Below are 13,523 nucleotides of genomic sequence, written 5' to 3'. Positions count from 1 at the left end.
CAACCTCTATGGCGCCGGCAACTACATGAACAACACGCTGATCGGCAACGCCGGCAATAACACCCTGGATGGCAAGGAGGGCAATGACATCCTTGACGGCGGCGCAGGTACCGACACATTGACCGGCGGAGCCGGTGCCGACACCTTCGTGTTCTCGGCAGTCAATGAGATGGGAACCGGTGCCAACCGTGACGTCATCACTGACTTCAGCAGCCTGCAGGGCGACAAGATCGACCTGAGCAAATTCGACGCCAACCTGTTGAGTGCCGGTTTCAACGGCTTCAGCTTCATCGGCGCGAATGACTTCACCGGCGCAGGCCAGTTGCGCTTTGTCGATCACGTGCTGTCAGGCAACGTCAGCGGCAACGCCGGTGCGGACTTTGAAATCCAGCTGGTGGGTGTGAACAGTTTCAGCGCCAATGATCTGGTGGCCTGATCTGCAAACATGATCTGAAACAGGTCAGCCCGTAAAACAAAACGCCCCGACTGGTTCGGGGCGTTTTGTTGAGTGGAAGCCTGTACCGATCAACTCAAGACCCCCAGCTCCTTGGCGCGCGCCACTGCCTGTGTACGTCGCTCGACTCCGAGTTTGCTGTTGATGTGGCTGGCATGGGTCTTCACGGTATGCAGGGAAATAAACAGCTGATCGCTGATTTCCTGGTTCGAGCAGCCTTGTGCGATCAACCTCAGGACGGCGAGCTCACGACTGCTGAGTGCTTCGGTCGCCGTGAACTCCGCAGCAGGGCGAGCCGGCGTTTGGGGGAAGTGCTCCAGCAATTGCTGGCCGACGGCTGTCGGTGCACTCAGTGACAATTGCCCACGCAACCAGTCCGCATGTTCTTTGACCAGCACATCGAAGGGTTGAAGCACACCGCCAGCCGCCGCTTCCAGCGCCTGCACCAAGGCCTTGCGAGCCTCGGACTCGCGCCCGCCTGCCAGTAAAAGCACAACCTTTTGCGTCAACGCCATCACGCTGAGCAGTTGTCGTCCGGTTTGCTGACCGTTTTCCAGCAAGACATTCAATCGCCCTTCGGCGAGCATGGGTTGTCCCTGAATGACATCCAGCAGCGCCTGCTGCAATTCGACGTGCAACGGCAATTGAGGGTGGAACTCCGGCGGGGCGGCCGCGCGCTCGCCGGTATAGGTCTGACCCAACCGCGCCAGCCAGGCCTCGGCCAGATCAATGCGCCCCTGGGACAGCCACAGTTCGCATTTGACCAGCGTGATCATCGCCAGATAGTAGATCGGTGGAACGTCCCAGATGTGCATCAGGCGTTCGGCTTCTGCCAGCTCGGCGAAGGCCTTGGCAAAATCTCCGCTGCTGCCCTCGAGCCGGGCGATCACGCAGTGGCCGATCAATACGCTGATATCACGACAGGCCCGTGCCTCGCTCAAGCCAGCCTGCAATCGCGCCCGTGCCACTTGTGGCTGCAGACGCATGGCCAGCAGGAAACCTTCATACAGCGTCAGCCGGGCACGGACTGCGTACAAGCGTTGTGCCGACAGTCCGCGCAGACGTTCCAGTCCCTGACGCACTTCATCGAGCGCACGCAGAATCTCGCCGCGAGCCTGCAGGACGCGGGCGCGATCGTAATGTGCCAACGCCTCGAACAGCGGATTGCCGACCCGCTGCGCCAGTTCCAGGGATTCGCGGTTCAAGCCTCGGGCACGCCACAGATCGCCGTCGGCGATCGCCAGGTTGGATAAAGTGGAAAGGCACATCAGACGCTGGCCGTAACGCTTGGCCGGCAAGCTTTCCAGCGCTTCACTGCAATACTCGATGGTCTGCTGGCGGTGCCCTCGCCCACGGGCGATGATCCCCTTCAGCGCCAGCCATTGGGCAAGCATCGACTTCTGCGCTGTCGCTGAGGGTGCCGGCAGAAACCGGCTCAGATGACTGGCAAGTTCTTCGGCAGCATCGAGCTGACACGCCAATCCCAACGCCCAGCTGTACAGCACGATCAGGCGCGGGGTGCTGATCAGCAGGCTGTCAGGCAAGTCCATTTTCCATCGCAGTAGCATACCGACGTTCTGCTCGGCCAGCAGTTGTTCTTCGGACAGGTTCTGTACCAGATTCGCCGCCACGTCCAGATGCCCTGCGCGCAAGGCCTGCTCCACGGCTTCATCCAGCAGCCCCTGCGCATTGAACCAGCGACAGGCGCGCAAGTGCAGCGTGGCAGCCGGGACTATCGCCCCGGTGATCGGACGACTGCGCAACAGATCGGAAAACAGATGGTGATAGCGATACCAGTGCCCGTGCTCGTCCAGGGGCACCAGAAACACCTGATGCGCCAGCAGGAAACGCAGGATTTCAGCACTGTCATGGGCTTCGCGCACAGCGTCGCACAGCTCGCTGCAAAAACGCTCCTGCGGCGCGGTGTCGTAGAGAAACGCCTGCACTTCGGCTGGCAGGCAATCGATGACTTCCTCCAGCAGGTAATCGCGGATCAGCCCTTCCCCGCCATTCAGCGCCTGAGGCAACACCGAGTCCCCTCCGGCTTCGGACTCGGCCAGCAGCCAGAATCGCAGGCCGGCGACCCAGCCTTCACTGCGCTGTATCAGGTTTTCCAGCGCCTCGCCACGAAGGGAGCTACGGTGCCGGTCGAGTAATGCCGAGGCTTCGTCGTGGGTCAGGCGAAGGTCCTGTTCGTGCAGTTCCAGCAATTGCCGCGACAGGCGCAGGCGAGCCAGGTGCCAGTCCGGCCGTTGCCGACTGGTGACCATGACCAGCAGACCGTCGGGCAAATGGTTGAGGAAAAATTGCAGGCAACGGTCGAGTACCGGCCCTTGTGCGAGGTGATAGTCGTCCAGCACCAGCAACAGGGGTGAGCACGGTTCGAGATGCTGAGCCAGCTCATCGAGCAGGCCGTCGAGCCATTCCTCGAAGGCGAACGGCTGATGACGCTGGCGCATTTTCAGCAGCCCCAGTGCCCGACTGCCCAGTTGCGGAAAGTAATCCTGCAAACCTTCGAGCAGACGCTCGAGAAAACGCCCCGGGTCGTTGTCCCGCGGGCTCAACCCCAGCCACAGGCTGTGCCAGTTCGCCGGCAGGCTTTGACAGAACTCCACGGCCAGCGAGCTTTTGCCGAACCCGGCCGGGGCGCTGACCAGCAACAGACGTCCACCGAGCCCGGCTTGCAGGCGCTCGCACAGTCGTGGCCGCATGACGTAGCCGTCAGGCAGTGGCGGGCGAAAAAAACGCCCGTCCAGTGCCGCGACGGCAACGCTTGCGGGACCCGGAAGTGGGGACAGATCAGTCATGGCCGGCTCTTGTTCGTATGGCTGTTGGCGGCGTAGCAGATGCCCGCAGACTAGCCTTAAACGGAGCGGTTATGAAGGTCGTTGCTACAAATGGCTACAAAAAGGCTACGAAAAAAGCGACAGACAAAAAACGCCCCGAACCTGTCGGGGCGTTTTCACGAGGATGCGGCCTCGATTTACAGGAGCTTAGCGAACACCATCCTGACGCAGGGCGGCCGGGGTGAAGTCGCTGGTGGTGGCAGTGAAGCCGAAGTCATACGCCGACTTCTCTTCGTTCTTCATGCCCAGCGCCAGATAGCGACCGGATTGCAGATCGTAGAGGGTTTCCAGGGTGTACCAAGGCACCTGCACGTTGTAGTAGTTCTGGGAGTGGGCTTCCGCCACGCGCCACAGTTGGTTGCGACCATCGTAGTGATCGATCACCGCCGCTTGCCAGGTGTCCTCGTCGATGAAGAAGTCACGCTTGGCGTAGATGTGGCGCTGACCTTCCTTCAGCGTCGCGGTCACATGCCAGACGCGACGCAGTTCATAACGCGCCAGATCCTGGTTGATGTGCCCGGCCTTGATGATGTCGGTGTACTTGAGTTTCGGATCGTCGAGCTTGTAGCTGTCGGAGGCGATGTACATCTCTTGCTTGCCGACCAGTTTCCAGTCGTAACGGTCCGGCGCACCGTTGAACATGTCCAGGTTGTCGGAGGTACGCAGCCCGTCCGCCGCAGTACCCGGGCCGTCATAGGACACTTGTGGTGCGCGGCGCACACGACGCTGACCGGCGTTGTAGACCCACGCCGAACGCGGTTCCTTCACCTGGTCGAGGGTTTCGTGCACCAGCAGCACGCCACCGGCCAGACGTGCCGGCGCGGTCACTTTCTGCTTGAAGTAGAACAGGATGTTGCCCGGGTTCGCCGGATCGTAATCCTTCATCTTGTCGCGGAACACGAACTGGTCCTGGAAGTACACCAGGCTGAACGAGCCGTTCGGTTGCGGCGTGGCCTGGGTCACCAGACGGGTCACGCTGCCGCCGCGATAGCGGGTGATGTGGTTCCAGATGACTTCCACGCCGGTTTTCGGAATCGGGAACGGCACGGCGGTATCGAAGTTTTCCAGACCGTTGCCACCCGACACCAGGGTCGTGGTGGTGGCGTTCTTCTTGATGGCGGCGAATACCTCATCCGGCACGGTGGCGCCGCGATGGGACGGGTAGACCGGCATCTTGAAGGTGTCAGGGTAGCGCTGGAACATCGCGTACTGACCCGGCGCGAGCTTGGCCTTGTACTGATCGACGTTCTGCTTGGTGATGGTGAACAGCGGTTTTTCGCTGGCATACGGGTCTGACAGGAAGCCTTTGCTGTCGACGGTGCCGGCATTCTTCGGCATCGGTTTCCAGGCCGGGATCGAGCCGTCGGCGTTGCCGGCCATTTCGGCGCCCATCGGGGTCAGGCTCTTGCCCAGTTTGTCCGCTTCGGCGGCAGGCACCGCCGCCATGACACCGGTCGCCAGCAGCGACAGGCCCAGAACACCGGCGTGGAACAGACTCTTTGTTATTTTCATAAATTCGTTCGTCCTGAAATGCAGTGCTTAGAAGTTCACGCCGAAGCTGAGCGCCACGAAGTCGCGGTCATCCACGGTGGTGTACTTGCCGTCGAAGAAGTTGGTGTAGGCCAGACTCGCGGTGTAGGTGTTCTGGTACTCGGCATCGACGCCCAGGCTCACCGCCTTGCGACCTTCTTCGAAGTTGCCGCCAGGGCCTGGCGAGTAGCCGCTGACGTCGTGGGACCAGGCCACGTTCGGCTTGAGGTTCACGCCGGCGAACACGTCGTTGTATTCCCAGATGGCGCGACCGCGATAGCCCCACGAAGTCGAGGTGGTGAAGCCTTCGTCGGTGCAGTTGCGGCTGCGGTTGTTCTGCGGCGAGCCGGGACCCGCACCATTGATGGTGCTGGCGTTGAGGATGTTGGCGCAGGTGTTGGCACCGCCCGTGGCCGGCAACTCGCCCGGACCGTAGACCGGGTCACGGCCGTAACGGACGTCGGAGGTGCTTTCCAGGCCGCCGACGTGAGTCACACCCACTTCGCCCACCAGGGTCAGACGGCTGGCGCCCATGACCTGATCGAAGAAGTGCGTCAGGGTGGTCTGGAACTGGGTGATCTCCTTGCGACGGTAACCGTGCAGGTCCTGGCCAGGCACACCGGTCAGCAGCGAAGCATTGGACAATGCACCACCCAGCGGACGTACACCGGCAAACAGGATGTCGGTGGAATTCAGTTGCACCGGCGCGTTCGGACGGTAGCTGATTTCGCCACTCCAAGCCGTACCGGTAGGCAGGGTGGTGGAGAAGCTCAGGCCATACAGGCGAATGTCTTCAGGGTATTCAACGAAGTACTGCGAATTGCCGGCCACCAGCAGTGGTGCAAGCGCAGCGAACGGCCCCGGCAATCCCCTGGCGGTGTTGTAGACCGACTGTGGCGCCCCCGTAGCGCTGAAGATCGGCGCACGGCTGTGGTAGTTCATGAAGTACGCGCCGAACTCGGTATCGAGCGGGTCGAACATGTATTTGAAGGACGCGCCCCACTGGCCGCTGTCCCGTGCATCGCGATCGCCTCCGCGACGCACCAGTACGCCTTCCTGGTTGACGTCCACACCGTTGGCCGCCAATGGCCCCAAAGCAATGGCAGGAATCGTCGAACGCTTGTTCAGCACGCGCAGGTTGCTGTCGCAACCGTCGGCAATGATGTCCGGCTGGGAGAAGAAGGTGCCGCAGTTGTCGACGACGGTCTGGTCCCACTCAAGCTGATAGAACGCTTCGGCGGACAGGTTGTCGGTCAGGCTCTGGGACACGTAGAACATGTTGACCGGGATCAGGCCTTCCTTGATCTCGGCGCCCGGACGACGGAACGCAGACACGTCGATCGGGTTGATCGAGTTGATGCCGCCGCCGATGAAGGTACTTTCACCCCAGCTCACCACCTGCTTGCCCAGACGCACGGAGCCAGGCTGATCGGCAATCGCGTAGTTGTGGTAGACGAAGGCATCGAGGATCTGACCGCCGGCGGACTTGGCGCCTTCCTTGCGGTTGCTGTCGCTGATGTCCTTGAACTCGCGGCTCTCGTCCTTCAGTTCGAAGTCGTACCAGTACTTGCCTCGGACGAATACGCCGGTGTCGCCGTATTTCAGTTCGAGGTCATGGATGCCCTTGAAGATCTTCGAGAACGTTTCGCCGCTCTTGAAGTTGGCATGGCCGTCGTCGGAAGTCTGGGACAGACCGTGACCGCCGTTGTTGACGCCGATGAGGTTCTTGTTCGGGCTCTGGGTGGACCAGCTGGCACCGATCGACAGGGAGGAGTCGAACTGGCCTTCGATTTCACCGACGTTGAAACTGACGCCGAATGCGGGCCCGGCGAGCGAAGAAGCAAGACTGACGGCCAGAGGCAGCTTTGCCCGGCGCCAGAACTGGTTTACTGAGGTCATCGACGCTACTCCATGTGCATTATTGTTATGGCAGTGAGTACTTTTAAAAACGCCTGAAGGACCGGGTGCCAGAGGCTTCCCGAAATCGCTTCAATGTTGCATCGCCCCGTTTGTGCGTGTGCCCCGTTCTTAAAAATCCTTGAGCGGACTATAGCCAGCAGGTGGTACTGCTTGATCCCTCTAAAGTGTGATTTGCAGCTGCCGGCCACTCTGGAACAGTCCTTTCGCCAGTCCGACACATGTCGGCACGGCAAGGATGGCTGAAAATTCGAATTTCACAAGCCAAGCGCTTGCTTGGTGGGCCTGGCGCGCCGTTTTCGGCGCGCCAGGGGACGCTCAGAGCGTCGAGAGGAAGGTGCTGTTGTTGGCCTGCCATTCGGTGATGTCGAGGCGGATGCGCTTCTTGTCGAGCTTGCCGACACTGGTCTTGGGAATTTCAGTAACAAGGGCGATCTGACTTGGTATCGCCCACTTGCTCAAGTGCCCCAGTTCAACGAACGGCTTGAGGTGTTCCTTGAGCTCGCGCGCCCCGATGGCGTGACCTTCACGGACCACCAGCAAGGCAAACGGGCGCTCGCCCCACTGCGGATCGGCGATGCCCACCACTGCTACTTCACGTACCGCGACGTGGCGGCTGATCAGGTCTTCGAGGTCCAGCGAGGAGATCCATTCGCCGCCGGTCTTGATCACGTCCTTGATCCGGTCGCGGATATCGATCACACCCATGGCGTCGAGCGTCGCTACGTCGCCGGTGTGCAGCCAGCCGCCGGCCCACAGCTCGGCGCCCTTCTGCGGTTCGTTGAAGTAGCCCTCGGTCAGCCACGGTGCGCGCAGTACCAGTTCGCCCTGGGTCTCGCCGTCTGCCGGGAGGAAATTGCCCTCGGTGTCGACGATCGCCGCTTCGACCAATGGCCCCGGCACACCGGCCTTGATCCGGTAGGTGGTGCGCTCGTCTTCGGTGCCGGCCATCAATTCATCGTTCAGATGCGCACATGAAACCAGAGGCCCGGTTTCCGACATGCCATAGGCAGCCGTCAGCTGAATGCCCTTGCTCTTGGCCGTTTCATACAGCGTGCGATTGAGCGCGCTGCCGCCGATGACGATTTTCCAGCCGCCGAAGTCGGTGCCTTGCGCGCCCTTGGCGTTGAGCACCATCTGCAGGATAGTCGGCACGCAATGGGAGAACGTGACCTTTTCCTTGCGCCACAACTCGACCAGGAATTCCGGGTCGTAACGCCCCGGATAAACCTGTTTCAGCCCGAGCATGGTCGCCACGTAAGGCAGGCCCCACGCATGCACATGGAACATCGGGGTGATTGGCATGTACACGTCGTTGGTGCCCAGCAGCCGCACGCTGTCGATGGCGCCCATGATGGTCGACACGCCCATGGTGTGCAGCACCAGTTGCCGATGGGTGAAATACACGCCTTTCGGATTGCCGGTGGTACCCGTGGTGTAGAACGTGGTGGCGACCGAGTTTTCGTCGAAATCCTTGAAGTCGTACTGCGGACTCGCGGCCGCCAGCAGTTGCTCGTACTCGCCCACCAGATTCGGCAGATCCGCGGTTTTTTCCGGCAGATCGGTCAGCAGCAGGGTTTTCTCCACCGTGGTCAGGTGTGGCGCAATAGCCTGGTACAGCCCGACGAACTCGCTGTTGACCAGCACGAAGCGGTCCTCGGCGTGGTTCATGGTGTAGAGGATCTGTTCCGGCGACAGGCGCACGTTGATGGTGTGAATCACCGCGCCGATCATCGGGATCGCAAACATGCACTCCAGGTAGCGATGGCTGTCCCAGTCCATCACCGCCACGGTGTCACCGGCCTTTACGCCAGCAGCCGTCAGTACGTTGGCCAGCCGCGCGACCCGCTCGATCAGGGTCGGGTAGCTGTAGCGCAGCTGGTCACGGTAGATGATCTCGCGGGTTTTCTCGTAACGGGCACCGGACATCAGCAGCCGTTTAATCAGCAGTGGATACTGGTACGCCCCTTCGGCGGGCGGAATAACGCGAGTCTGCAACATAAGAATCCCTTTTCTGACTGCACGGTGTTGGCTTTGGAGTTTCGTACTCTAGAACCCTTATACGTCAGCCAAATCAGCCAAAGGAATGATTTGCAGAGCCGTACAAATGCTAGCTTTGCGCCAGCATTTGCCGAAACAGATGACAGCGCAGAAGGATCAGTGCATCTCGGTGAACGCGAGTTTCACGCCAATCGCGATCAGTACAGCGCCCATGGTGCGGTCGAACCAGTGGCCCATACGGGCGAAACCGGCGCGCACGCGCTGCTGGCTGAACAACATGGCCACCAGGCAGAACCAGGTCGCGGTCGCGACAGCCAGATAGATCCCGTAACCAGCCTGGACTGTCAGCGGGGTGTGCGGGTTGATCACCACGGTGAACAGCGACAGGAAGAACAGCGTGGCTTTCGGGTTCAGGCCGTTGGTCACGAAACCCGAGGTGAACGCGCCACGAGCGGTGCGTTCGCCGACCTCTTTGTGCAGATCATCGGTGACGGTTTTCGCCGGTTGCGCGCGCAGGGCCTTGAAGCCGATGTACAGCAGATAAGCGGCGGCGGCCCATTTAAGGGCGTTGAACAACACGATCGATTGGGAAACGATCAGTCCGATCCCTAGCAGCGAATAACCCACGTGCAGGAAAATCGCCGTGCCCACGCCCAACGCGGTCCAGGTCCCGGCGCGTCGACCATGGGTCACGCTTTCGCGCACCACCACGGCGAAATCAGGACCGGGGCTGGCGACGGCCAGCAGGTGGATCAGGGCAACGGTCAAGAATTCGGTCCAGTACATGGGGGCTCCTTTCGGCCAAGCGTAACGAGTTGTTTCATCTGGTAGGCTCGGCAGATTACGCCTTCCCTTCAAAGCACAACAGGTACAGTTGATGACGAACGCCCACCGCGCCGTATTCCTCGATCACCCGTCGCTGGATCTTGGCGATCTCGATCTGAGCCCTTTGCGTGACTGCTTCAGCGATCTGCAACTGTTCGCCCAGACGTTGCCTGCGCAGGTTGCCGAACGCCTGCAAGGTGCGACCGTGGCGATCAGCAACAAGGTCCTGATCGACGCCGCCGCCATGGCCGCCAACCCACAGCTGAAGCTGATCCTGATCACCGCCACCGGCACCAACAACGTCGATCTGGCCGCCGCCCGCGCCCACGGCATCACCGTGTGCAACTGTCAGGGTTACGGCACGCCGTCGGTGGCGCAGCACACGATCATGCTGTTGCTCAACCTCGCCACGCGTCTGGCCGATTATCAAAAAGCCGTCAGCCAAGGCCGCTGGCAGCAAGCGAAACAGTTCTGCCTGCTGGATTACCCGATCGTCGAGCTGGAAGGCAAAACCCTTGGCTTGCTCGGTCATGGCGAACTCGGCGGCGCGGTCGCGCGACTGGCCGAAGCCTTCGGCATGCGCGTGTTGCTGGGGCAGATTCCGGGGCGCCCGGCCCGTCCGGATCGCCTGCCACTGGAAGAATTGCTGCCGCAAATCGACGCCCTCACCCTGCACTGCCCGCTCAACGAACACACCCGGCACTTCATCGGCGCCCGCGAACTCGCCTCGATGAAACCCGGCGCGTTCGTGGTCAACACCGCCCGTGGCGGACTGATTGACGAACAGGCTCTGGCCGACGCCCTGCGCAGCGGTCATCTGGGCGGCGCGGCCACCGATGTGCTGAGCGTCGAGCCGCCGACCAACGGCAATCCGCTGCTGGCCGCCGACATCCCGCGCCTGATCGTCACCCCGCACAACGCCTGGGGCAGCCGCGAGGCGCGGCAGCGAATCGTCGGCCAACTGGTCGAAAACACCCAGGCGTTCTTCAGCGGTAAGGCGCTGCGGGTCGTCAGTTGATAAACTGCGGCACTTTTTTTCACAGGAGCAGTTATGGATCCGCGCAGTGAAGTACTGCTTCGTCAGGCCGAGTTATTCCAGGGTTCGGTGTTGCTGGCCGGTTTGCCTGCCGATGATCTGCTGGGGCGCCTGCCCGATGCGTTTGGCTGGTGCTGGCACGCCGGCGATCAGGCTGCACTCGATGCGCGCTTCGAAGGGCGCAGCCATTTTGGCGTGAACGTGCCGGAGCGCTCGTTCGACACCGCCGTGGTGTTCCTGCCCAAGGCCAAGGATCTGACCGATTACATCCTCAATGCCGTGGCTTCGCGTCTGGCCGGACGTGAGGTGTATCTGGTCGGGGAAAAGCGCAGCGGCATCGAGGGCGCGTCCAAACAGCTCAACCCGTTCGGCAAACCACGCAAGCTCGACAGCGCACGACACTGTCAGCTGTGGCAAGTGACGGTGGCCAACGCACCTGAAGCCAAACCGCTGGAAAGCCTGGCGCAAACCTACGAACTGCCGCTGGCCGAAGGCCCGTTGAAAGTCATCAGCCTGCCGGGCGTGTTCAGCCATGGCCGACTGGATCGCGGCAGCGCCCTGCTGCTGGAACACCTGGACAAACTGCCGAGCGGTCATTTGCTGGACTTCGGTTGCGGCGCCGGCGTACTTGGCGCGGCGGTCAAGCGTCGTTACCCGCACAATCAGGTCACGTTGCTCGACGTTGATGCCTTCGCTGCCGCCAGCAGCCGTTTGACTCTGGCAGCCAACGGTCTGGAAGCCGAGGTGCTGACCGGTGACGGCATCGACGCCGCGCCGATGGGTTTGAACGCGATTCTGAGCAATCCACCGTTCCATGTCGGCGTCCACACCGATTATTTCGCCACCGAGAATTTGCTGCGAAAAGCGGCCAAACATCTGAAAAACGGCGGCGAACTTCGTCTGGTTGCCAACAGCTTCCTGAAATACCAGCCGCTGATCGAGGAGCATCTCGGAGTCTGTGCGATCAAGGCCGAAGGCAATGGTTTCCGGATTTACCGGGCCAAGCGCGGCTGAAAATTAGCACTTGCCGAATGGATTACGCCTAGGCAGAATCCGCTCCGTCCTAGGGGAGTAGTCTCCCACGAGCGCCAAGCTCGTCCGGCATACGTCAACATACTTGATCCTCAGATCATGGCGTATGCGACCCAAGCGTCCGCACCAGACGGATCGCAGGGTTTGACAAGACCTATGACACGCACACCTTACCCGGGGCGGGAAGGCTGTACGTGTCATAGCCGTGTCGACCCGCCCCTTAGGAAATCCTGATGCTGGACTCGTTACTCGTTCCCACCGCAATCGTTGCCTTGGCCGAAATCGGCGACAAGACGCAACTGCTCGCGCTGATTCTCGCCGCTCGCTTCCGCAAACCCTGGCCGATCATCGCCGGTATCGTGGCTGCGACCCTGGCCAACCACGCGGCAGCCGGTGCGGTCGGCGCCTGGTTCGGCAGTTTCTTCTCCGATTCGGTCCTGCACTGGATTCTCGCCGCGAGCTTCGCCGCCACCGCCCTGTGGACGCTGGTGCCGGACAAGATGGATGACGATGAAGCCAGCACCGCCCGCAAGTTCGGGCCATTCCTGACCACGCTGATTGCGTTCTTCCTCGCGGAAATCGGTGACAAGACTCAGATCGCTACCGTAATGCTGGCGGCGCAATACCCGGAGCTGTGGCTGGTGATCATCGGTACGACGGCGGGCATGCTGATCGCCAACGTGCCGGTGGTACTGGCGGGTAATTTTGCAGCGGAGAAACTGCCACTGACCCTGATCCGTCGACTGGCCGCCTCGGCGTTCCTGATCCTGGCGATCGTCGCGGTGTACAAGGCGATGCAGAGCAGCGGCTGGGTTTGATTCCGCTGACCGCTCCCGCACTGAGTGCGGGAGCGGTCCTGGCCTCAGGACTTGGGCGCTTTCTCGTAAAGCGGCATGACCTTCGGAATCGCCGCCTGCAAGGCAGCGGTGCGACTGCTGGAGGACGGGTGAGTGCTCATGAACTCCGGCGGCGCGCCTTCAGAGGCCTTGCTCATCTTGTTCCACAGGGTAATGGCAGCATTCGGGTTGTACCCAGCACGCGCGGCCAGTTCCAGACCGATCAGGTCGGCCTCGTTCTCGTTAGCGCGGCTGTTGGGCAGCGTCATGCCGTAGTTGGCCACGGTGTCGGCCAGCGCCAGGCTGTCCTGCCCCAGGCCGAGCAACGCACCGGCGCCCTGCTTGGCCATTTCGATGCCATAAGCCTTGGACATGGCTTCACGACCATGCTCGCGCAGGGCGTGGGCGATTTCATGACCCATGACCGCGGCGATTTCATCGTCGGTGAGTTTCAGGCTGTCGATCAGACCGGTGTAGAAAATGATCTTGCCGCCAGGACCACAATTGGCGTTGAGCTCGTCGCTCTTGATCAGGTTCACTTCCCACTGCCATTGCGCCGCATCCGGACGGAAGTTCGGCGCCTGAGCGATCAAGCGGTTGGCAATCGCCTGAACACGTTTGGCATCGTTGCTGGTCTTGTCCAGCACGCCTTTGCTGGACGCTTCGCCCACGGTCTTCTGATAGGACTGGGCATACATCTGGTCGACCTCTTGCGAGGACAGCATGCTGAACATGTACTGCTTGCGCTCGACGCCCACGGCACCGCCGCTGGTGGTGTTGACCGACTGACAACCGGCCAGCAACAGCGCTGCGCTCAGTGCACTTACAACCAATGTCTTGTTCATTCAAAAGCTCCCTGAAAACCTGCCGCGTATCCTAGGCGGGTAATGGTATCGACGCCAGATACAACGGACGTGTTGCACCTGATTTCAGAAGACCTCCTTCTGACCTGTAGGAAAACATTCATATCCACCGACAAACCCGCTGCAACTGCGTCGCTCACTGATCCATTTGCGACATTGCGCTGCAATTACTCTCTCTATACC

The 13,523-nt window shown here is 61.1% G+C and carries 10 protein-coding genes and 1 riboswitch; of the genes, 4 read left to right on the top strand and 6 right to left on the bottom strand.

All coding sequences use genetic code 11. The features are described from left to right. The coding region (locus tag QRN46_RS28575; protein WP_502942412.1) for a calcium-binding protein at window positions 1-436 on the top strand (436 nt) is incomplete at its 5' end. A gap of 89 nt (window positions 437-525) precedes the next feature. Here QRN46_RS28575 and QRN46_RS28570 read toward each other — a convergent pair. The 5 genes from QRN46_RS28570 to QRN46_RS28550 form a co-directional block, all read right to left on the bottom strand. Next, window positions 526-3,261 carry a winged helix-turn-helix domain-containing protein gene (locus QRN46_RS28570; protein ID WP_285358777.1) on the bottom strand — a complete coding sequence of 912 codons (2,736 nt, stop codon included), beginning with the start codon at window positions 3,259-3,261 and terminating at the stop codon, window positions 526-528. A 186-nt stretch (window positions 3,262-3,447) separates the two neighbouring features. After that, window positions 3,448-4,812 (bottom strand): DUF1329 domain-containing protein, encoded by a 1,365-nt coding sequence (locus QRN46_RS28565; RefSeq protein ID WP_011335886.1) that lies wholly within the window; start codon window positions 4,810-4,812, stop codon window positions 3,448-3,450. A 27-nt stretch (window positions 4,813-4,839) separates the two neighbouring features. Continuing rightward, on the bottom strand, window positions 4,840-6,729 hold the full coding sequence (locus tag QRN46_RS28560) for a DUF1302 domain-containing protein (protein ID WP_011335887.1): 1,890 nt from the start codon (window positions 6,727-6,729) through the stop codon (window positions 4,840-4,842). A gap of 336 nt (window positions 6,730-7,065) precedes the next feature. Further along, window positions 7,066-8,748, bottom strand: a complete 1,683-nt coding sequence (locus QRN46_RS28555; protein WP_201816476.1) for a fatty acid--CoA ligase — start codon at window positions 8,746-8,748, stop codon at window positions 7,066-7,068. Window positions 8,749-8,904: 156 nt separating this feature from the next. Continuing rightward, window positions 8,905-9,534: a LysE family translocator gene (locus QRN46_RS28550; RefSeq protein WP_011335889.1), complete on the bottom strand. Its 630-nt coding sequence runs from the start codon at window positions 9,532-9,534 to the stop codon at window positions 8,905-8,907. A gap of 91 nt (window positions 9,535-9,625) precedes the next feature. On the opposite strand from QRN46_RS28550, the gene QRN46_RS28545 reads away from it, so the two are divergent. The 3 genes from QRN46_RS28545 to QRN46_RS28535 all read left to right on the top strand — a co-directional run bounded on the left by QRN46_RS28545 (window position 9,626) and on the right by QRN46_RS28535 (window position 12,459). Beyond that, window positions 9,626-10,591, top strand: coding sequence for a 2-hydroxyacid dehydrogenase (locus QRN46_RS28545; protein WP_011335890.1), 966 nt, complete (start codon window positions 9,626-9,628; stop codon window positions 10,589-10,591). Window positions 10,592-10,624: 33 nt separating this feature from the next. Further along, complete coding sequence (locus QRN46_RS28540) at window positions 10,625-11,623, top strand: methyltransferase (RefSeq protein ID WP_011335891.1); 999 nt, start codon at window positions 10,625-10,627, stop codon at window positions 11,621-11,623. 39 nt (window positions 11,624-11,662) lie between these two features. Then, window positions 11,663-11,787: riboswitch (yybP-ykoY riboswitch) on the top strand. An 87-nt stretch (window positions 11,788-11,874) separates the two neighbouring features. Continuing rightward, entirely contained in the window at window positions 11,875-12,459 is a 585-nt protein-coding gene (locus QRN46_RS28535; protein WP_007956837.1) for a TMEM165/GDT1 family protein, read from the top strand. 44 nt (window positions 12,460-12,503) lie between these two features. On the opposite strand, the gene QRN46_RS28530 is transcribed toward QRN46_RS28535, so the two are convergent. Beyond that, entirely contained in the window at window positions 12,504-13,322 is an 819-nt protein-coding gene (locus QRN46_RS28530; protein WP_011335892.1) for a M48 family metallopeptidase, read from the bottom strand. Window positions 13,323-13,523 lie beyond the last annotated feature (201 nt).

Origin of the sequence: Pseudomonas sp. lyk4-R2A-10 (genome assembly GCF_030209075.1) — a bacterium.
GTDB lineage: Bacteria > Pseudomonadota > Gammaproteobacteria > Pseudomonadales > Pseudomonadaceae > Aquipseudomonas > Aquipseudomonas glycinae.
Note: the sequence above shows the minus strand (reverse complement) of the source record. Positions and strands in the feature narration are given on the sequence as shown.

What these genes read in the sequence shown, in the direction of transcription:
- QRN46_RS28570 (WP_285358777.1), bottom strand. Translation starts at nt 3,261, where the DNA reads ATGACTGATCTGTCCCCACTTCCGGGTCCCGCAAGCGTTGCCGTCGCG.
- QRN46_RS28565 (WP_011335886.1), bottom strand. Translation starts at nt 4,812, where the DNA reads ATGAAAATAACAAAGAGTCTGTTCCACGCCGGTGTTCTGGGCCTGTCG.
- QRN46_RS28560 (WP_011335887.1), bottom strand. Translation starts at nt 6,729, where the DNA reads ATGACCTCAGTAAACCAGTTCTGGCGCCGGGCAAAGCTGCCTCTGGCC.
- QRN46_RS28555 (WP_201816476.1), bottom strand. Translation starts at nt 8,748, where the DNA reads ATGTTGCAGACTCGCGTTATTCCGCCCGCCGAAGGGGCGTACCAGTAT.
- QRN46_RS28550 (WP_011335889.1), bottom strand. Translation starts at nt 9,534, where the DNA reads ATGTACTGGACCGAATTCTTGACCGTTGCCCTGATCCACCTGCTGGCC.
- QRN46_RS28545 (WP_011335890.1), top strand. Translation starts at nt 9,626, where the DNA reads ATGACGAACGCCCACCGCGCCGTATTCCTCGATCACCCGTCGCTGGAT.
- QRN46_RS28540 (WP_011335891.1), top strand. Translation starts at nt 10,625, where the DNA reads ATGGATCCGCGCAGTGAAGTACTGCTTCGTCAGGCCGAGTTATTCCAG.
- QRN46_RS28535 (WP_007956837.1), top strand. Translation starts at nt 11,875, where the DNA reads ATGCTGGACTCGTTACTCGTTCCCACCGCAATCGTTGCCTTGGCCGAA.
- QRN46_RS28530 (WP_011335892.1), bottom strand. Translation starts at nt 13,322, where the DNA reads ATGAACAAGACATTGGTTGTAAGTGCACTGAGCGCAGCGCTGTTGCTG.